Genomic DNA, 19,970 nt, shown 5'->3' with positions numbered 1-19,970 from the left:
GCGCCGCGAAAGATACGACCCGCGCCGGTGCCAGCGCGGGTCGTGATTTGTTTCTCAAAGGCGACAGCCCGGATCAGGCCACGTCGAACTCCAACGGCTTGATCTGGGTGAACAGCCCGGTCTCGGCCAGTTTGGCGCGCGCCTCGGCCGGAACCGGCTCGTCAACATAAAGCAACGCGATCGCCTCACCGCCCGCCTCGGACCGGCCGAGGGTAAAGTTGGCGATGTTCACGTTGTTCTCTCCCATCGTCGCGCCCAACGCGCCGATGATGCCCGGCACGTCTTCGTTGGTGGTGTAGAGCATATGCGCGCCCACCTCGGCATCAATGTTGATCCCCTTGATCTGGATGAACCGCGGCTTGCCGTCGGTGAACACGGTACCCGCAATCGAGCGTTCGCGTTTGTCCGTCACCACCGTCACCTTGACATAACCGTCAAAAACGCCGGACTTGTCCTGATTGGTGGTTGAGATCTTCACACCCCGTTCCTTGGCCACCACAGGGGCCGAGACCATGTTCACCTCGGGGTTCACCTTTTTCATAATGCCGGCCACGACCGAGCAATTCAGCGCCGCCAGATTCATATCCGCCGCCACACCGTCATAGAGGATGTTGATTGCCTTGATCGGCTCGTCCGTCATCTGGCCGATAAAGCTGCCCAGATGGCCCGCCAGTTTGATCCATGGACCCATGACCTTGGCTTCCTCGGCGGTCACGCTGGGCATGTTCAGCGCATTTTCCACCGCGCCCGTCAGCAGATAGTTCGAAATCTGCTCGGCAACCTGCAGCGCCACGTTCTCCTGCGCCTCGGTCGTGGCGGCACCCAGATGCGGGGTGCAGACCACGTTGGGCAGGTTGAACAGCGGGTTGTCCTTGGCCGGCTCAACACTGAACACATCGAAGGCGGCACCGGCCACGTGACCCGATTGCAGGGCCTCGGCCAGCGCCTCTTCATCGACCAACCCGCCACGGGCACAGTTTATGATGCGCACGCCCGGTTTGGTCTTGGCCAGGTTTTCACGGCTGAGGATATTGCGGGTCTGATCGGTCAGCGGCACGTGCAGGGTGATGAAATCGGCGCGCTGCAGCAGGTCGTCCAGTTCAACCTTTTCAACGCCCATCTTGGCGGCTTTCTCTTCGCCCAGAAACGGATCATAGGCCACAACCTTCATCTTCAGGCCCAATGCGCGTTCACAGACGATACCGCCGATATTGCCCGCGCCGATGACGCCAAGGGTCTTGTTGGTCAGTTCGATCCCCATGAACTTCGACTTCTCCCACTTGCCCGCATGGGTCGAGGCGCTGGCCTCGGGGATTTGCCGCGCAACAGCGAACATCATTGCGATGGCGTGTTCAGCGGTGGTGATCATGTTGCCATAGGGCGTGTTCATCACGATCACACCCTTCTTGCTGGCCGCATCCTTATCGATATTGTCAGTGCCGATCCCGGCACGACCGATGACCTTGAGCTTGCCGGCCTTATCCAGAATGGTCGGCGTGACCTTGGTGGCCGAGCGGATGGCAAGGCCGTCATACTGGCCGATCACCTCGGCCAGCTTGTCTTTGTCCTTGCCCAGATCCGGCATGAAATCCACGTCGATGCCGCGATCACGGAAAATCTGCACGGCGGTTTCACTGAGCTTGTCAGATACGAGTACTTTGGGGGCCATATTGGTGGTCCTTGAATTTGAGAAGATGTCCGGGCCACAGGCGGGCCCAGATTTTTCGTCGAAAAATCTTGTCAGGCGGCTGCCGTTTGCGCAGCGATCTCGGCCTCGAAAGCCCAGGCCAGCCAGGGCAACATCGCCTCGATATCTGAGGTCTCGACCGTGCCACCGCACCAGATACGCAGACCCGCAGGCGCGTCGCGATAAGCACCGATGTCCAGCGCGATATTCTCGGCCTCCAGCCGCTTGGCAACAGCTTTGGCGAACGTCGCACCGTCCTGAATGCGCGCATCGGTGAATTTCAGACACACCGAGGTGTTCGAGCGCGTGGCCGCATCCTCGGCCAGATTGGCAATCCAGTCGTTCTGGCCGCAGAACGCATGTACCGCACCGGCATTGGCATCCGCGCGGGCAATCAGACCTTGCAAGCCTCCGACCGAGCGCGCCCAATTCAGCGCGAAGAGGTAGTCTTCGACCGCCAGCATCGACGGCGTGTTAATCGTGGCCCCCGTAAAGATGCCTTCAATCAGCTTACCACCTTTGGTCAGGCGGAAAATCTTCGGCAGGGGCCATGCGGGGGTGTAGCTTTCCAACCGCTCCACCGCACGGGGGCTGAGGATCAGCATCCCGTGGGCCGCTTCGCCACCCAGCACTTTCTGCCAGCTAAATGTCGTCACATCCAGCTTGTCCCACGGCAGGTCCATCGCAAAAGCAGCCGAAGTCGCGTCACAGATCGTCAGGCCCTGGCGATCATCCGCGATCCAATCGCCATTCGGCACCCGCACGCCCGACGTCGTCCCATTCCAAGTAAACACCACGTCATTGGCGAAATCGACTGAGACCAGATCGACGATCTGTCCATAGTCAGCGGTCTTCACCTCGGCGTCGATCTTCAATTGTTTGACCACATCGGTCACCCAGCCCGCACCAAAGCTTTCCCACGCCAGCATCTCAACCTTGCGCGCGCCCAGCAGCGACCACAGCGCCATCTCAACCGCGCCGGTGTCCGAGGCGGGAACGATGCCAATCTTGTAATCCGCCGGAATGCCCAGCAGCTCACGCGTGCCTTCGATGGCCGCTTTCAGCTTGTCCTTGCCGACAGCGGCACGGTGCGAACGACCCAATGCAGCATCGGCCAGTTTCGACAGATCAAATGTGGGGGGTTTGGCACAAGGGCCCGAGGAAAAACGCGGATTCGCCGGCCGCGTCGCCGGTTGTTCGATAGTCATCTGTATTACCCTTCCAGATACACGCCCCTCGTTGGGGAGGGGTGTCCCACGGACAGGGGTAAGCGGCCTTCGCAAGCGCAGCAAGAGAAAAAGACGCTTCGCCTGACAAAAACGACATCTGGAACCGGAACAAATCAGAACGCGGGTTTCCGATAAGCGAAAACCCCGCCGATTTCTCAGCGGGGTTTTGTTTGTGATTTATTCAGCGGCCTCTTCGTATTCTGACATGGGCGGGCATGTGCAGATGAGGTTTCGGTCGCCGTATGCGTTGTCGACGCGGTTGACGGGGGACCAGTACTTGTCGACGCCCATCGAGCCCGGAGGGAAGCAGGCCTGTTCGCGGCTGTAGGGCCGGTCCCAGTCGCCGACCAGATCGCGCACCGTGTGGGGGGCGTTTTTCAGCGGGTTGTTCTCCGCATCGATCTTGCCGTCGATGATGTCTTGCGCCTCAGAGCGGATCGAGAGCATCGCGTCGCAGAAGCGGTCCAGCTCGTCCTTGGGTTCGGATTCCGTGGGCTCGACCATCAGGGTTCCGGCCACCGGCCAGCTCATCGTCGGGGCATGGAAACCGCTGTCCACCAGCCGCTTGGCGACATCGTCCACGGTCACATGCGCCTCGGCGTCCAAAGGCCGCGTGTCGAGGATACATTCATGCGCCACGCGGCCGGTTTCCGAGGTGTAGAGGATCGGATAGGCCTCGGCCAGCCGTGCCGCGATGTAGTTGGCGTTCAGGATCGCCACTTTGGTCGCCTGCGTCAGACCCGCTCCACCCATCAGCAGCACATAGGCCCATGAGACGGGAAGGATCGACGGAGACCCAAAGGGCGCTGCCGAGACCGGACCCACGGCGGTGCCGTATTCCGGGTGGCCGGGCAGGTGTTCCTCCAGATGTGCCTTGACGCCGATCGGACCCATGCCGGGGCCGCCACCGCCATGCGGAATGCAGAAGGTCTTGTGCAGGTTCAGGTGGCTGACGTCGCCGCCGATGTCACCGGGACGCGACAGGCCCACCATGGCGTTCATATTGGCGCCGTCGATATAGACCTGACCGCCGTGATCATGGGTGATCTGGCAGACCTCCTGCACGGTGGTCTCGAACACGCCATGGGTCGAGGGATAGGTGATCATGCATCCGGCCAGATGATCCGAGTGCTTCTCGGCCTTGGCGCGGAAGTCATTCAGGTCGATATTGCCGTTCTCATCCGATTGCACCGGCACCACCTGCCAGCCCACCATCTGGGCCGAGGCCGGGTTGGTCCCGTGGGCCGAGGTCGGGATCAGGCAGACATTGCGATGCCCTTCGCCGCGCGCGAAGTGATAGTTGCGGATGGTCAGCAGCCCCGCATATTCGCCCTGCGCGCCCGAGTTGGGCTGCTGGGAGATCGCGTCATAGCCGGTGATCTGGCACAGCTTGTCGTTCAGATCGGCAATCATCTCATGATAGCCCTGCGCCTGATCTTCGGGGCAGAACGGGTGCAGGTTGCCGAACTCAGGCCAGGTGACCGGGATCATTTCGATCGTGGCGTTCAGCTTCATGGTGCAGGATCCCAGCGGGATCATCGCCCGGTCCAGCGCCAGATCGCGGTCGGCCAGACGACGCATATAGCGGGTCATCTCGGCCTCGGCCCGGTTCTTGTGGAAGATCGGGTGGGTCAGATAGGGCGTCTCGCGCAGGGCATAATCCGGCAGACGGTACTGCTTGTTCGAACTGTCATCCTTGCGGTCGATGCCGAAGGCCCCCCAGACCGCCTCGATGGTCTCGGGCCGGGTCTGTTCGTCGAGGCTGATGCCGACCTTGGTCTCACCGACCTTGCGCAGGTTGACGCCCCGGGCGACAGCGGCCTCCATGACAGTCGTCTGCAGGTGGCCGACCTCGACCGTGATGGTGTCGAAAAACACCTCTGGCTCAACCGAGAAGCCCGCCTCTTCCAACCCGGCGGCCATGCGCGAGGTCTTGCGATGCACCGATTGCGCGATGGCCTTGATGCCATCCGGACCGTGATAGACCGCATACATCGAGGCAATGACGGCCAGCAGCGCCTGCGCGGTGCAGACGTTCGAGTTGGCCTTTTCGCGCCGGATATGCTGCTCGCGGGTCTGCAGGGCGAGGCGGTAAGCCTTGTTGCCGCGGCTGTCGATAGAAACACCGATGATCCGGCCCGGCATCGCGCGTTTCAGCTTGTCGGTGGTCGCCATGTAAGCCGCGTGCGGGCCACCATAGCCCATGGGAACGCCAAAGCGCTGGGTCGAGCCGATGGCGATATCCGCGCCCATCTCACCCGGTGACTTCAGCAGCGCCAGCGACAGGATGTCGGCAGCGACGATGGCGATGGCTTTATGTTCGTGCAGCGCCGCAATCTCGGCGGTGAAGTCGCGCACATGGCCGTGGGTGCCGGGATATTGGAAGATCGCGCCAAAGACGGCGCCTGCGTCCAGTTGGTCGGGGTCCGCCACCTGCACGTCGATGCCCAGAGGCTCGGCGCGGGTTTTGATCACCGCGATGGTCTGCGGGTGGCAGTTCTTGTCCACGAAGAAAGCCGCGTTGTTGGCCTTGGAGCGGCCGCCGCGCTTGGCCATGGCCATGGCTTCCGCCGCTGCAGTGGCTTCGTCCAGCAAGGACGCGTTGGCGACGTCCAGCCCAGTCAGATCGCTGACCATGGTCTGGAAGTTCAACAGCGCCTCAAGCCGGCCCTGACTGATCTCGGGCTGATAAGGCGTGTAGGCGGTGTACCAGGCCGGGTTTTCCAGAATGTTGCGCAGGATCGGCGCAGGTGTGGTGGTGCCGTAATAGCCCTGACCGATCAGCGAGGTCAGGACGGTGTTTTTCTTCGCAACCTCTTTCATGTGGAACAGCGCATCACGTTCGGTCATCGCCGGGCCCCAGTCCAGCGGTTCGGCCTGCCGGATCGCGGGCGGTACGGTGGCGTCAATGAGTTCGTCCAGCGTCTTGAAGCCGATCACCTTGAGCATGTCGCGCATCTCGGTCGGGCTGGGCCCGATATGGCGGCGGTTGGCGAAGTCATAGGCTTCGTAATCGGTCAGTTTGAAAGCCATCGTTGCGCTCCTCACGGATAGGTCAGACCCGGCGGAGACTGCGGGAGCCTCCGGCGGGGATATTTTTAGCCAGATGAAGGGTGGATCCCGCGAAGGGGTCCACCGTTTGGGTTTAGCCGATGAAAGCCTTATAGCCGGCCTCATCCATCAGATCTTCGAGCTGCGACGCGTCGGCGATCTTGATCTTATAGATCCACGCCTCGCCCTCGGGGTCTTCGTTCAGCGCGCCGGGATTGTCGGCCAGCGCCTCGTTGACCTCGATGATCTCGCCATCGACGGGGGCATAGAGTTCCGAAGCGGCCTTGACCGATTCAATCACACCGATCTCGCCGTCTTTCTCGAATTCCTCACCGACTTCCTGCTGCTCGACAAAGACCACATCGCCAAGCTGTTCTGCCGCGTGTTTGGTAATGCCGAGCGTCGCGGTATCGCCATTGACGTCGATCCATTCGTGTTCTTCGGAATAATAGGTTGCCATCTTGTCTGTCTCCTGGCTTCAACGCTTGTAATTCTGGGTGACGAAAGGCAGCGCCACGATCTGCGCGGGTTGCGGCTTGCCCCGGATGATCAGGTTCACCTGAGTGCCGGGCGCAGCGTGTTCTGACGCGACATACCCCATCGCCACCGGGCCGCCGACGGTGGGGCCGAAACCGCCCGAGGTGATCTGACCGATCATATCGCCGCCCGGGCTTTGAATGTCCACACCCTGACGTGCGGGGGCGCGGCCTTCGGGCTTGATACCGACCAGTTTGCGTGCGGGGCCTTCGGCCAGTTCGCGTTGGATGCGGTCGGCACCCGGAAAGCCACCTTCTTCCTTGCGGCGCTTTTGGATGGCCCAGCCGAGGCTGGCCTCGATGGGTGAGGTGCCTTGGTCGATGTCATTGCCGTAAAGGCACAGACCCGCCTCGAGCCGCAGGCTGTCGCGTGCGCCCAGGCCGGCCGCTTCGCAGTCTTCATGCGCGAGGAAGGCGCGGGTGACCTCGATCGCCTTGTCTTCGGGGATGGAAATCTCATAGCCATCTTCGCCGGTGTACCCAAGGCGCGAGATGCGGCAGTCGACCCCCATGATCGGGGCCACGGTGGTTTCCATGAATTTCAGGTCGCGGGCGGCGGGGCAAAGCGTGCCCACCACATCCTCGGCGCTGGGGCCCTGCACAGCGACAAGGGCACGGTCGAAAATCTCGGTAACCTCGACCCCGTCGAGGTTGTCGCGCATATGCGGGATATCCTGATGACGCAGCGCCGCGTTGACCACCACAAAGTAATGATCGCCCGCGTTCGACACGATCAGGTCGTCCATGATCCCGCCTTCGGAATTGGTAAAGAAGCCATAGCGCGCCTTGCCCTCTTTCAGGGTCGCATAGGCCTGCGGACACAGCGTTTCCAGCTTCTGACCCACATCTTTGCCCCGCAGGATCACCTGCCCCATGTGGCTAACGTCAAACAGAGCGGCCTTTTGACGGCACTGGTTGTGCTCGCCCATGATCCCCAGCGGATATTGCACCGGCATTTCCCAGCCTGCGAAATCCACCATCTTGCCGCCAAGCTCGACATGCAGATCATAAAGCGGGGTGCGTTTCGGGGCGTCGGTCATGATGGGTACCTTCTTTTGTCAAAGTGTCAGAGGGCATGGTCCGCAGTCTGAAGCAAGCCACGTATTTTGCAACGGTCCTGTGCCCGCAGCCGGGGCGCCACGAGAGCAGTCAGCGGCGGGCCGTATACGGGCGTATGCCGCAATAATGTCTCCTATAGGAAACTTTTTTCCCTTACGCAACACCTGAAGCAGGCCTTTGATCCGGTTCTGGTCGTGGGGTCGATGCGTGGCCGGGCCACGAGAATCGCGGCCAAAATAATGACCTGTGTTTCGGGCGACTTAACAAAAGTCATGCCCCATCAGTCAGGCAGGCTTTTTATCGCATATTCCAGCGCCCTCAACCCGGCGATCAGGTCGTCCTCGGCCGTGTCCTCGGCAAAGTTGTGGCTGATTCCGTCGATCGAGGGGACAAACAGCATCGCCACCGGCATCAGACGCGACACGTTGGTAGCATCGTGCAGAGCCCCCGAAGGCATCCGGCGCCAGCGGCCCGGCGCGACCCGATCCGCGCCTTGCCCGAGTGCCTGTTGCAGCTGCGGGTCCATCGCAACGGGTTCCAGTCCCAGCATCGGGCCGAACTCCAGCGTCATGGCGCGCTGCTCCGCCACCTCTTGCGCGGCGGTTCGGATGATCTCTTCGATCCGGGCCAGCCGCTCGGGATCACCGTCGCGCCATTGCATCGAGAATCGTACTCGTCCCGGCACGATAGAGGACGCATTGGGATGCAGATCGACATGCCCGATGGTCCAGACCGTCTGCGGCGTGACCACGTTGCGCAGCCGGTCGTTGATCAATTCGCTAAACGCCGCCAGCGCCTGAAACGCATCGCAGCGCAGGTGCATCGGGGTGGTGCCCGCATGGTTCTGCTGGCCTTCAAAGGTGATCTTCATGTCGCGGATACCGACGATATCGGTCACGACGCCGATCTGTTCACCTTCGGTATCCAGCACCGGGCCCTGTTCGATATGCATCTCGATGAACCCCGAGAACCGGCCCGGATCGACAAAGGGCTTGGCCAGATCAGCCATCGCGGCCCGCGCCGTGCCAAAGGTGATGCCCGCGTGATCGACAAGGCCATCCGCCTGCGCCAGATCAAGCCCGCCGGACCAGACGGCCGAGCCAGTGGTGACGCCGAACCGCCCCTCCTCATCCTGAAAACTGACGACCGAGACGGGGCGGTCGCTGCTGCGCGCGACCTCAAGCGCGGCGATCACGCCCAGAGCCCCATCCAGCCAGCCACCCTCGGGCTGGCTGTCGGAATGGGACCCCAGCAGAAGAGAGGGTGCATCACTCAGGCCGAACAGGTTTCCAACGGGGTCGAAATGGGGCTGTAGCCCGGCCTCTTCCATCCGTCCGGCCAGCCAGCGACGCGCCGCGATATCGGCCTCGGAATATGCAGGGCGGACAACGCCTTTGCCGGTGCCCGAAGCCCCAAACGTGCGCAGCTTGTGCAGATCGGCCAGAAACCGGTTTTCATCGATCGCCATAACACCCCCCTTCGGCCCTGATCCAACCATACGCCCCGGGCATGAACCCGCAAGCCATCGTGGCGGCGGCGGGGCCGATTTTTCGCCCACCCCCTCTGGCACCAGCCCCGAACCTGCCCTAAGACATCTGCGCAAGAGGGATCGCCATGTCACATATCACACTGGTCCGCCACGGGCAGGCCAACACCGCCGCGCGGGACGAGGTCAGCTATGACCGGCTCAGCCCGCTGGGCCACCAGCAGGCGCAATGGCTGGGCGCGCATCTGCACGACACGCGGGCGCATCATCCGCGGGTCTATTGCGGCACGCTGAACCGGCATGTGGAAACCGCCGCCAGTATGGGCCTGACCGCCCCGGTGCGCGACGCGCGGCTGAACGAGATCGAATACTTCACCCTCGCCCAGCTGTTCCAGCAGCAGCACGGAGTTGATATCCCGACCGACCGCGAAGGCTTTGTCGAACACCTGCCCCGCACCTTCACCGCCTGGGCCAATGGCGAGATCGAGGGCGCGCCCGAGACGTTCGAACAGTTCGAAACCCGCGTCCGCGACGCCCTGCACGAGATCGGGACCGAGGGCGGGGCGGCCATCGTCGTGACCTCGGGCGCGCTGATCTCGATGGTGGTGCGGCAGGCCATGGGGCTGGACATCCCGTCGATGGCCCGGGTGGCCCTTGCCATCATGAACACGTCGATGCATCGTCTGCATCCGATCGGCACGCAGCTAAGCCCGGTTCTGTTCAACGCGGTGCCCCATCTGGAAGCACCCGACCGGCACTATGCGCAGACCCACCTGTAAGGAGCCCCCGATGCAGCTTTATTACGCCCCCCGTACGATCTCGGTCGCTGTTGCCATTGCACTGGAAGAGGCCGGGCTGGGCTATGAGGCCATCAAGCTGGACTTCGCCGGCGGTGAACAGACCCAACCCGCCTATAGGCAGATCAACCCCAAGGGCCGGGTTCCGGCACTGGTGGTGGACGGGGGCATCCTGACCGAAACCGGAGCGCTGCTGGATTACATCGCAACACTTGCCCCGCAGGCCGGGCTGGTGCCCGATGATCCGGTGATGGCGGCACGGATGCGCGAGGTGATGTATTACCTGGCCTCGACCATGCATGTGAACCACGCCCACAGGCTGCGCGGGCACCGTTGGGCGGACAAGGAAGCCAGTTGGCAGGACATGGCCGGAAAAGTGACCGAGACGATGACCGCCTCCTGCAGCTATGTCGTATCCAACGGTCTGCGCGGACCATTTGTGCTGGGTCAGGCGTTCTCGCTGGCTGACGCCTATCTCTATGTGGTGTGCAGCTGGCTGGAAGGTGATGGCGTGGATGTCTCGGCCTTCCCCAAGATCATCGCCTTCCGCGAAGCGATGGAGGCGCGGCCTTCGGTTCGGGCGGTGCGCGCCGCCGGAATGCTCTGACATAAAGGAAAACACATGACACATCTCTGGGTCCGGGCCGAACAGCGCCAGAACGAGGAACGGGTCGGGCTGACCCCCGAAGGGGCCGCCGCGCTGATCGCGGCAGGTCTGCGGGTGACGGTCGAGGAAAGCCATGTCCGCGCCATTCCGATTGACGGTTACCGGGACGCAGGTTGTGAGATCGCGGCTGAGAACAGCTGGCCCGAGGCCCCGCTGGACGCGATCATTTTCGGCCTCAAGGAACTGCCCGAGGATGGTACGCCCCTGCCCCATCGCCACATCATGTTCGGCCATGCGTTCAAGGGCCAGCATTCGGGCCGCGCGCTGCTGCAACGGTTCAAGGCCGGGGGCGGCACGCTTTATGATCTGGAATACCTAGTGGATGAAGATGGCCGCCGGGTCGCCGCCTTTGGCTATTGGGCCGGGTATGCGGGAGCTGCGGTGACGCTTAAGACATGGGTGGCGCAGCAACGGGGTGGGCAATGCCCTCCGGTTGGCGTCTACCCCAGTCAGGATGCGCTGAATGCCGAACTTCGGGCCGAGCTTGACGCCACCGGCGCAGACCGCCCTACCGCCATCGTCATCGGAGCCCTGGGCCGCGTCGGCACGGGTGCCGCCGATCTGTGTCAGGCGATGGGCGTTGACGTCACCAAATGGGACATGGCCGAAACCGCCAGCGGCGGGCCGTTTCCCGAAATCCTGACCCACAATCTGTTCCTGAACTGCATCTTCGCCCGCCCCGGCACACCCGTCTTTGTTCCGCGCGAGGCTTTGACCGCCCCGCGCACCCTGACCGCCATCGGCGACGTGGCCTGCGACCCGGACAGCGACTATAACCCGGTGCCGGTCTATGACCGCGCAACCACATGGGACGTACCCGCCCTGCGTGTGGCGACTGATCCGGTGATGGATGTCATGGCCATCGACAACCTACCCTCGATGCTGCCGGTCGAAAGTTCGGAAGACTATGCCGCGCAGCTGCTGCCGTCCTTGCTGACCCTGACCGATCCGGACAGCGGCGTCTGGGGCCGGGCCGAGGCAACCTACAACACCCATATGAGAGGGATCTGAGCGATGACGATTCACTGGTGCGGCACCGGCCTGTCTGCCATCCCCGGCCTGCGCCGCCTGATCGAGGGCGGGCATGATGTCACCGTCTGGAACCGGACCATCGACAAGGCCCGCGCCGAGGTCGGAGACCTGACCGACGACATCCGCGCCTTCGACATCGACGCTCTGGGCGCGGTTCTGACAAAGGGCGACGTCATCGTCTCGATGCTGCCCGGCGAGTGGCATGTACCCTTGGCGGAACTGGCGATCTCGAAACAGGCAAATTTCGTGTCATCATCCTACATCGCCCCCGAAATGCGCGCGCTGGACGATGCCGCGCGCGCAGCTGGCGTGGCACTGGTCAACGAGGTCGGGCTGGACCCCGGCATCGACCACCTGATGGCGCATGCTCTGGTCGCCGATTACCGTGCGTCAGACGCGTTCGACGCGCAAAACCACCTGAGCTTCATTTCCTATTGCGGCGGCATCCCCAAGAACCCAAACCCGTTCCGCTATAAGTTCAGCTGGTCCCCGCTTGGCGTGCTGAAAGCGCTGCGCTCACCGTCCAAATCCATCCGCGATTATGCCCCGCTGGACGTCGCCCGCCCGTGGGACGCGATCACCAGCTACATCGCGCCGCTGCCAACCCCAGAAAGCTTCGAGGTCTATCCCAACCGCGACTCCCTGCCTTTCATGGCCGAGTACCAATTCGAAGATCACTGGACCGTCAAGGAATTCGTCCGCGGCACGCTGCGCCTGAACGGCTGGGCTGACGCATGGTCGGACGTGTTTACCGAAATCGAGACGCTGTCCGGCGCGCAAGGCGATGCGCGCCTGAAAGAGATGTCAGATCAGTTCTGGACAGAAAACGCCTATGACGAAGGCGAGCCTGACCGCGTGGTCCTGTGCGTGGGCCTTAAGGCCGAACGCGACGGTACCGAAATCTGGCACAAAACCTACGTCATGGATGCCTGGGGCGACGCGCGCGGCACCGCGATGGCGCGGCTGGTCTCGGTCCCGGTCTCATTGGCCGTTGAAGCAGTGCTGACCCGCGCCATCCCGGCAGGCGTCCACGCCGCCCCAAGTGACCCCAAGCTGGTGCAGGACTGGATGAGCCAGATCGACCGGCTGGCACAGCACCTGCAGATCGTTGATCACCGTCGCTAAAACAAAGAACAGCCATTCCAGCTGATCTGGAATGGCTGCTGCTGCGACAGGCAATCAGATAAATTGCGCAATCACCGCTTCAATATCGACGCGATTGATCCCCAGCTCTGACAGCTCGCGGTCTGACAACCGGTTCAACTCCTGAGCCGCGCAGACGATATCCCGGCTGATCGCACGCATCTGCATCGCCCGGTCGAACAACACCAACGCGCTGCTCAAGGGGCACTTATCCCAAGTCGGGCTTGTGTCCAGCATGGTTCACCTCCTCCTGTTGACCACCGCAAGGCCACGGGGCTTAACGCTGCGCCCGATAGGGACGGTTATGATAAACGCTCTGATAGGCCCGCTGCCGGATCTCACCACGCGGAACACCAATATCATTCAGTTGACGGTCGCTCAGATGCTCCAGATCGCGAATGGTCTTGGCCAGCCGCGTGCGGCGAAAGGTTTCAACCTTCGCCTCAGCATACGAGTCGAACAGCCCCCAAAAGAACGGTTTTTTCTGAACCTGAGCAGTTTGTGCATATGTCATCAGACGTCCTCCAAATCTGAGTTGCGTTTCCCTTCACACATCAGATAAAGGAGGCCCGCGTTAACGGCACCGGACCATTAGATTAAGGTTCGTTAACCTTGCGCCCCCGATCCATCCGGCGTTTCGAAACCCCGGACCAAGCAAACAGACCTCGACAACAAGCCACAAAAAAAGACCGCAAAAACGCGATCCTTCATCTGGCCATAAATATCCCGGGGAGCCGCCATTGGATGCGCCATTGGTTCAAGGACCAATGGCGGCGGGCTGGCCCCTCGCTCCGACCGCGCCCGCTAGCACCTACATCAGGTCGTTCTCGACATCCTCCGCCGAGATCCCCAAGGCATCCAACCCGTTCTCAAGGTGATCCGACAGATGCGGCGTGCCGATCAGATAATCCGCACAAGGGGTCGAGGCCTCGGATTTGGCGGTAGCGATGGCTTCGGCCAGGTCTTCGGCGAAAAAGCTCTCGCGACCGATCCACATGACTGCGACCAGTTCCGCCTGCTCATCCTCGCCCATCCGGTCGATGAATGCGCGCAATTCGCCCTCGGCCCGATCCAGCTCGCGCCCCATCATGGCGACCTGGGCGATTTTTCTTGCCGAGATTTCCAACATCTGTCCCAACTCCTCGTCTTCGCGGTTCAGACTTATCTGAACCACGCCACAAGACACCCGTCTTTGATCTTACGCAAGCCGGCAATGTTTACTGGCGCGAGCGCGAAACGGGCCGATCCGGCACCGGAGCCGTGCGAAACGGGCTGAACCGCGCTTTCTTCAGCCACAGTTTCAACGCCTGCCAATGGATCAAGAACACCGCCCGCCGCGCCCCGAAAGGCCGCCGCCAAAGCGAGCGCAGGATCGCACGGTTGCTCAGCGGCGCACGCATCCCTGTCAGCGTTGCGATCAGTCCGCCCCTGTCGCGACCGTAATCAATCCAGACCCCAACCCGGTCCGGGCGATAGTCGAAGCGGAAGGTATAGGTGCCCTCGATCTGCTGAAACGGCGAAACGTGCATCAGCTTGTCGGCCAAAATCCGGTCTGTCGGCTCGATCGGCGACAAGTCAGGCTTGTGGCACAGATAGCTGTGGCGCGTGCCATAGGTGTTCGTCACCTCCGCCACCACGGCATAAAGCTGGTCCACCTCATCGAAACAGAACCAGAAGCTGACGGGGTTGAACACATGGCCCAACACGCGCGGTTGCGTCAGCAAGGTCATCCGCGCCGGTTGCGGCACGGCTTGTTCGTCAAACCGCTCACGCAGCCAGATCGCGCCCCGACCCTGACCGGGCTCACCACCATGATCGCAATCCCGCCAGTTGGTCACGTTGGCGCTGTTGACCGAAAACAGAGCCGGGGTCTCGGGCCGCGCCTCGGGGTCGAACAGAATGTAGTCGACCGAATAGCGGAACGCATTCTCGATCGCGCCCTTGCGCCCGTGATAGGTGTGACCCGCTATATGATCGACCCGGTCCATGTTTTCCGATCTGCCCGTAAACTGTTAAAACGACGCTGTTTTCCACACATGCGCCCGTTCCATACTACGATATCTAGCGCAGTTTGGATGAAAATAAGCCCGCAAACTGATCCGGCTTGGGCTGCGCCGCGTATTGTGATTATGTTTACCGAGACTGACACCGTGACTCTGGACGAACCGGCGGCCGAGGCTGCTCCGAAACGTGCCATGCGCGGACCCAGACGAAGCAGGGGCAGGCCGGTGAACGGATCGAAGAACATATGTGACACGCGGCAGGACTGGGCGGATCATATAAAACGCATCCGCGACGCGCAGGATCAGGCCGCCTTTGCCGAGCTGTTTCAGCATTTCGCGCCCCGGATCAAGGCGTTCCTGATCAAGTCGGGCTCGGATGCCACCATGGCCGAGGAATGCGCACAAGAGGTGATGGCGACCCTGTGGCACAAGGCACATCTGTTCGATCCGACACGGGCCACCGTGGCCACATGGGTGTTCACAATCGCGCGGAACAAGCGCATCGACGTGATCCGCAAACAACGCCGCCCCGAGCCCGAAGATCTGGGCTGGGGCCCCGAAGCCGAGCCGGAACAAGAGGACGTTCTGGCGCTACAACAAGAAACCGCGCAGCTGCGCACCGCTTTGACCGCGTTGCCAGAGGCGCAAAGACAGCTGATCGAGAAAGCCTATTTTGGTGATCTGAGCCATCGGGAAATCGCATCTCAGACCGGATTGCCACTGGGCACGATCAAATCACGGATACGGCTGGCGCTGGACCGCCTGCGCCATGCGATGAACTGAGATGAAGATGATGGAACAGAAGATCAAACATCACCTGACCGACGACCTGCTGATGGCCTATGCCGCAGGCAACCTGCCCGAGGCGTTCGACCTGATGGTCGCCACGCACCTGTCGCTCTGTGACCACTGCCGCGCCCGGGCCGAAAGCTTTGATGCGGTGGGCGGCTGCGTGCTGGACGAACAGACCGGCTCGGCCCAGATGGGTCAGGACTCGCTGGCCGCAACCATGGCGCTGATTGCGCAGGGTGCGCCGACGCCCAAGCCTGCGCGCGCCGCCTGTTCGGTGCTGCCCGCCCCGCTGCAGGATTATGTCGGTGGCGATGTAACCGCGATCAAGTGGAAACCCATCGGCATGGGGGTCAAGCAAGCCATCCTGCCCACCACGCGCGAGGCCACCGCCCGGCTTTTGTTCATCCCCGCCGGCGCGGCTGTGCCCGATCACAGCCACCATGGCATCGAACTGACCATGGTTCTGCAGGGCGCGTTCTCGGACGAGGTCGACCATTTCGCCCGCGGCGATGTGGAAATCGCCGACGAGGATCTGCACCATACTCCGGTGGCGGACATGGTCGAGGACTGCATCTGTTTCGCGGTCACCGATGCGCCGCTGAAGTTCACCAAGCTGATGCCGCGCCTGTTCCAGCCCTTCCTGCGCATTTGACCCGCATGTGACCGGCTGAAGCGAACCAGTGCGCGGGCGAGGAGGTCTCTGTCATGATCAAACCCCTGACCCTGTCAGCCTGCCTGTTGTTTTGTGCCAGCAGTCTGTCGGCCCAGATGACCGCTGACGTAAAGTTCCAGCCCGGCAATTTCGGGACAATGGTGAGCGGAACCATCACAGGCGACGAATATTTCGACTACAAGCTGGGCGCGAAGGCGGGTCAGGAGATGTTCGCAGACCTCGCAGTCAGCGACACCAGTGGCAATGGCGTGATCTATTTCAACATCCTGCCACCGGGCAGCGATGGTGTTGCGATCTATAACGGCTCGATTGGCGGCAACACCGCCCGGATCGACCTGCCCGAGGACGGGGATTACACGATCCGCGTCTACCTGATGGGCAATGATCGCAATACCGGCAAGACGGTCGGTTACAATCTGGACCTTTCAATCCAGTAGCGCCTAACCCTCGGTCTTGCCCAGCGGCACCACGTTGGTGTGATCCTCGGGGGCCAGTTCCTCGAAATCGAAATTGTCCAGCCGCTGCGCCCGACGCCCGGCCTTTTCGGCGCTGATCTTGATTTCAGAGATATCCTTGGCCGCCTGTCCAAAATGCCGATCAAGGTTGGACACACGGTCGCCCAACCGGTCCACATCCTTGTGCAGCATGCCCAGCTCTTTACGGATCGCACCCGCCTGTTCCCGCATCCGCGCGTCTTTCAGGATCGCGCGCATCGTGTTCAGCGTCGCCATGCAGGTGGTCGGCGACACGATCCACACCCGCGCCGCGAACCCTTCGCGCACCACATCCGGCAAGCGCGCGTGCAACTCGGCATAGATCGCCTCGGACGGGACGAACATCAGCGCACCATCGGCGGTTTCGCCGTCCAGGACGTATTTCTCGGATATCGCCTTGATATGCACCTTTACCGCGGCACCAAATGCGCGCAGGCATTTGTCGACTTCTTCACGAGTCTGCGCGGCGGCCAGCGCCTCAAAATCCTCCAGCGGGAATTTGGCGTCGATCACAATGGGCCCGGGCGGGTTGGGCAGGTGAATCAGGCAATCGGCACGCTTGCCGTTCGACAGGGTCGCCTGCAGCGAATAGCTGTCGGCGGGCAGCGCCTTGGAGACAATATCGTTCAGCTGAATCTCACCAAACATGCCGCGTCGCTGCTTGTTCGACAGGATATCCTGCAAACTCAACACATCGCCCGACAGTTTGGTGATATTGTCCTGCGCCTTGTCGATGGCCGCCAGACGCTCCTGCAACTGCGTCAGAGAGGTCGCGGTCTGTTTTGACGAGCCATGCAGGGTCTCCTTCATCCGCTCCTGCATCTCAGCCAAGGCGCGCGCCGATTTCATCGCATTGTCCGCCAGCCGGTCGTTCATCTGCTGTTGCACCGAGGACAGGCGCGATTCGACCGTCTGGATCACCTGCACCTGCGCATTGGCCTGCGTGTCCGAGACATGCTGCAATCCGCCGCGCAACTGCTCCTGACCCTGCCCCAACTGCTGCACATGCTGACCCAGATGCGCCATTTGCCGCGCCAGGGGTTCCGCCATCCGCGCAGAGCGCTGTGCCGCGCGCAGCGACATGAACAGCAGCAGCAGGATCAGCGCGACAACGCCGCCTGCGATCAGGATCACGGGGTCGGTCAGCGCCACTTGGGTTCCAGCAATCTCGATCATGTCGCCTCGGATGTTCTTGTTTTATTCTTCATAACCCGGTCGCGCGCCGGGATCAACTGCGCCCGAACAGGCGTTCGATATCGCTGAGCTTGAGTTCCACATAAGTCGGCCGCCCGTGGTTGCACTGCCCGGAATGGGGCGTCGCCTCCATCTCGCGCAGCAGGGCATTCATTTCTTCGGCCCGCATCCGGCGGCCAGACCGGACCGAGCCATGGCAGGCCACGCGGGACAGGATCGCCTCGATCCGTGCTTGAACGGTCTGGCTTTCGCCCTGATCGGCCAGTTCATCAAGGATGTCGAGGATCATCGCACGGGCATCAACTTCGCCCAGAATGGCCGGGGTTTCCCGGACCGCAATGGCTCCGCCGCCGAAGGGTTCCAGCGTCAGGCCAAGGCGCGCCAGATCGTCGGCAACGGCCATCAGACGGGCGCAATCCCCTTCGGACAATTCCACGATCTCGGGGATCAGCAGCGCCTGCGCCGCAACGCCATTTTCAGCCATCTGGGTTTTCAGCTTTTCATAGACCAGCCGCTCATGTGCTGCGTGCTGGTCGACAATCACCATGCCATCGGCGGTCTGGGCAATGATGTAATTCTCATGCACCTGCCCGCGCGCAGCGCCCAAGGGCAAATCATCCGCCGGAGGCTCGGTGACGGGCGCGGGTTCTGGCGCGGGTTCGACAATGCGACCGCTGTAATCCTGCGACAGTTCGGCAAAGCCAGGGGACTGGGCCCGGTACGCTGCCTGCCGTGCGGCTTGTGAGGGCCGGTCCATCTGATAGACTCGCGCGGGGGCGGTCGGTGCGGTCTCGGGTCGCATCGCGCCCAAGGTCGCATTGGCCACGGTCGAGGACGCCCGGTGCCCGGCCTCGGCCAGCGCATGCCGCAAGGCCGAAACGATCAGCCCGCGCGCGATGCCGGGATCGCGGAACCGGACCTCGGATTTCGCGGGATGCACATTCACATCCACCAGCGTCGGATCACAGTCGATGAACAGGGCCGCGGCAGGGTGGCGGTCGCGGCTGAGGAAATCGAAATAGGCTGCGCGCAGCGCTCCGGTCAGCATCTTGTCCCGCACTGGGCGGCCATTGACGAACAGGTATTGCGCCACCGCAGCGCCTCGCGAATAGGTCGGCAGGGCGGCATAGCCATACAGCCGTATCCCCTCTCGGGTCGTGTCGATGCGCAGGGCGTTCTCGGCAAACTCGCGGCCAATCACCCGCGCCAGACGGGCGTGCAGGGCATCAAAGAGGTCGCCGTTTTCACGGTCAGCGCGGAAAGTCACGCGCCCCTCGCCCCCACCTGACACATCGCGCAGAGTGAAGGTGATCGACGGTTCAGCCATCGCCAAACGTTTGACCGTGTCCGAGATCGCCTGCGCCTCGGCCCGGTCGGTGCGCATGAATTTCAGGCGTGCGGGCGTGGCAAAGAACAGATCGCGCAGCTCGACCACCGTACCCGCGCGCAGGGCGGCGGGTTTCACCGCCTCCATCTGCCCGCCTGCAACACGGACCTGCGCAGCCTCGCCCCCCGGGACCCGGCTGGTGATGGTCAGACGGCCCACCGCGCCCAGCGAGGGCAGCGCTTCACCCCGGAAGCCGAAGGTATGGATGTTGAGCAGGTCGGAACCGTCGATCTTGGACGTCGCATGACGCGACAAAGCCAGAGGCAAGTCTTCGGCCGTAATGCCACACCCGTCATCGGTGACGCGAATCAGGGTCTTGCCGCCGTCGGCGATGTCGATGGCGATGCGCGTGGCCCCGGCGTCGATGGCATTTTCGACAAGTTCCTTGACCGCCGAAGCCGGGCGCTCCACCACTTCACCGGCGGCGATGCGGTTGATCGCTGCATCGTCAAGCTGCCGGATCACCGGGCGATTTTCGCTGATATTGGGGTTTGCCTGCGCCATACCACCAGACCTAGCACAGGCCTGTGCGATTCTGCCACTGGTTTGATCAGAAATGAGCGCCCAGAAATGAGGCGTCCGGCCAGTTTGACCATGCTGACAAGGGGGTCGCGGCAACGGTCGAAACTGTCCGGACAAGCCAAAGTGAGTGGTGGTCATCCAATTAACAATTGAAGGATCTTTAGCACGTAAGCCGGAATAAATCTTGTTAAGATTTAAGGATTGTTTCCATCTGGCGA

General features: G+C 62.1%; 19 protein-coding genes. 7 read left to right on the top strand and 12 right to left on the bottom strand.

The window, feature by feature from the left end; all coding sequences use genetic code 11:
• Positions 1 to 73: 73 nt before the first annotated feature.
• From serA to ACR1XV_RS08955, 6 genes are all read right to left on the bottom strand, one after another.
• Complete coding sequence (gene serA / locus ACR1XV_RS08980) at positions 74 to 1,669, bottom strand: phosphoglycerate dehydrogenase (RefSeq protein WP_480530418.1); 1,596 nt, start codon at positions 1,667 to 1,669, stop codon at positions 74 to 76.
• 71 nt (positions 1,670 to 1,740) lie between these two features.
• Positions 1,741 to 2,895: a phosphoserine transaminase gene (locus tag ACR1XV_RS08975; RefSeq protein WP_480530416.1), complete on the bottom strand. Its 1,155-nt coding sequence runs from the start codon at positions 2,893 to 2,895 to the stop codon at positions 1,741 to 1,743.
• Positions 2,896 to 3,093: 198 nt separating this feature from the next.
• The gene (gene gcvP, locus ACR1XV_RS08970) at positions 3,094 to 5,949 is read right to left on the bottom strand and encodes an aminomethyl-transferring glycine dehydrogenase (protein WP_480530414.1); all 2,856 of its coding nucleotides are present in this window, start codon (positions 5,947 to 5,949) and stop codon (positions 3,094 to 3,096) included.
• Between the two features lie 112 nt (positions 5,950 to 6,061).
• On the bottom strand, positions 6,062 to 6,427 hold the full coding sequence (gene gcvH, locus ACR1XV_RS08965; protein WP_480530412.1) for a glycine cleavage system protein GcvH: 366 nt from the start codon (positions 6,425 to 6,427) through the stop codon (positions 6,062 to 6,064).
• 18 nt (positions 6,428 to 6,445) lie between these two features.
• Positions 6,446 to 7,543 carry a glycine cleavage system aminomethyltransferase GcvT gene (gene gcvT, locus ACR1XV_RS08960; protein WP_480530410.1) on the bottom strand — a complete coding sequence of 366 codons (1,098 nt, stop codon included), beginning with the start codon at positions 7,541 to 7,543 and terminating at the stop codon, positions 6,446 to 6,448.
• 299 nt (positions 7,544 to 7,842) lie between these two features.
• Positions 7,843 to 9,030, bottom strand: a complete 1,188-nt coding sequence (locus ACR1XV_RS08955) for a Zn-dependent hydrolase (RefSeq protein ID WP_480530408.1) — start codon at positions 9,028 to 9,030, stop codon at positions 7,843 to 7,845.
• A gap of 146 nt (positions 9,031 to 9,176) precedes the next feature.
• Between ACR1XV_RS08955 and ACR1XV_RS08950 the strand changes: the two genes are divergently transcribed.
• From ACR1XV_RS08950 to ACR1XV_RS08935, 4 genes are read left to right on the top strand one after another with little or no spacing between them, the layout of a single operon-like run.
• A complete protein-coding gene (locus ACR1XV_RS08950; protein ID WP_480530406.1) occupies positions 9,177 to 9,827 on the top strand; it encodes a histidine phosphatase family protein in 651 nt (216 codons plus the stop codon).
• A gap of 10 nt (positions 9,828 to 9,837) precedes the next feature.
• A complete protein-coding gene (locus ACR1XV_RS08945) occupies positions 9,838 to 10,452 on the top strand; it encodes a glutathione S-transferase family protein (protein WP_480530404.1) in 615 nt (204 codons plus the stop codon).
• A 15-nt stretch (positions 10,453 to 10,467) separates the two neighbouring features.
• Positions 10,468 to 11,523, top strand: coding sequence for a saccharopine dehydrogenase (locus tag ACR1XV_RS08940; protein ID WP_480530402.1), 1,056 nt, complete (start codon positions 10,468 to 10,470; stop codon positions 11,521 to 11,523).
• Between the two features lie 3 nt (positions 11,524 to 11,526).
• Positions 11,527 to 12,669, top strand: a complete 1,143-nt coding sequence (locus ACR1XV_RS08935; protein WP_480530400.1) for a saccharopine dehydrogenase C-terminal domain-containing protein — start codon at positions 11,527 to 11,529, stop codon at positions 12,667 to 12,669.
• A 54-nt stretch (positions 12,670 to 12,723) separates the two neighbouring features.
• Here ACR1XV_RS08935 and ACR1XV_RS08930 read toward each other — a convergent pair whose 3' ends face one another.
• From ACR1XV_RS08930 to ACR1XV_RS08915, 4 genes are all read right to left on the bottom strand, one after another.
• A complete protein-coding gene (locus ACR1XV_RS08930; protein ID WP_480530398.1) occupies positions 12,724 to 12,924 on the bottom strand; it encodes a DUF1127 domain-containing protein in 201 nt (66 codons plus the stop codon).
• Between the two features lie 40 nt (positions 12,925 to 12,964).
• Complete coding sequence (locus ACR1XV_RS08925) at positions 12,965 to 13,201, bottom strand: DUF1127 domain-containing protein (protein ID WP_480530396.1); 237 nt, start codon at positions 13,199 to 13,201, stop codon at positions 12,965 to 12,967.
• Positions 13,202 to 13,498: 297 nt separating this feature from the next.
• On the bottom strand, positions 13,499 to 13,816 hold the full coding sequence (locus ACR1XV_RS08920; protein WP_170408475.1) for a DUF3775 domain-containing protein: 318 nt from the start codon (positions 13,814 to 13,816) through the stop codon (positions 13,499 to 13,501).
• Positions 13,817 to 13,904: 88 nt separating this feature from the next.
• Entirely contained in the window at positions 13,905 to 14,675 is a 771-nt protein-coding gene (locus ACR1XV_RS08915; RefSeq protein ID WP_480530394.1) for a DUF1365 domain-containing protein, read from the bottom strand.
• Between the two features lie 141 nt (positions 14,676 to 14,816).
• On the opposite strand from ACR1XV_RS08915, the gene ACR1XV_RS08910 reads away from it, so the two are divergent.
• Genes ACR1XV_RS08910 through ACR1XV_RS08900 form a run of 3 tightly spaced genes read left to right on the top strand, consistent with a single transcriptional unit; the run spans position 14,817 to position 16,592 of the window.
• On the top strand, positions 14,817 to 15,473 hold the full coding sequence (locus ACR1XV_RS08910) for a sigma-70 family RNA polymerase sigma factor (protein ID WP_480530392.1): 657 nt from the start codon (positions 14,817 to 14,819) through the stop codon (positions 15,471 to 15,473).
• A 10-nt stretch (positions 15,474 to 15,483) separates the two neighbouring features.
• Complete coding sequence (locus ACR1XV_RS08905; RefSeq protein ID WP_480530686.1) at positions 15,484 to 16,134, top strand: ChrR family anti-sigma-E factor; 651 nt, start codon at positions 15,484 to 15,486, stop codon at positions 16,132 to 16,134.
• A 53-nt stretch (positions 16,135 to 16,187) separates the two neighbouring features.
• Positions 16,188 to 16,592 (top strand): hypothetical protein, encoded by a 405-nt coding sequence (locus tag ACR1XV_RS08900; RefSeq protein ID WP_480530390.1) that lies wholly within the window; start codon positions 16,188 to 16,190, stop codon positions 16,590 to 16,592.
• A 3-nt stretch (positions 16,593 to 16,595) separates the two neighbouring features.
• Here the strand turns inward: ACR1XV_RS08900 and ACR1XV_RS08895 are convergent, their stop codons facing one another.
• Positions 16,596 to 17,825, bottom strand: a complete 1,230-nt coding sequence (locus ACR1XV_RS08895) for a DNA recombination protein RmuC (protein WP_480530388.1) — start codon at positions 17,823 to 17,825, stop codon at positions 16,596 to 16,598.
• A 52-nt stretch (positions 17,826 to 17,877) separates the two neighbouring features.
• Positions 17,878 to 19,734: a DNA mismatch repair endonuclease MutL gene (gene mutL, locus ACR1XV_RS08890; protein ID WP_480530386.1), complete on the bottom strand. Its 1,857-nt coding sequence runs from the start codon at positions 19,732 to 19,734 to the stop codon at positions 17,878 to 17,880.
• Between the last annotated feature and the right edge of the window lie 236 nt (positions 19,735 to 19,970).

Source organism: Ruegeria sp. AD2(2025) (genome assembly GCF_056542385.1).
The sequence above is the reverse complement of the archived record's forward strand: the minus strand, read 5'-3'. Positions and strand labels throughout refer to the sequence as shown.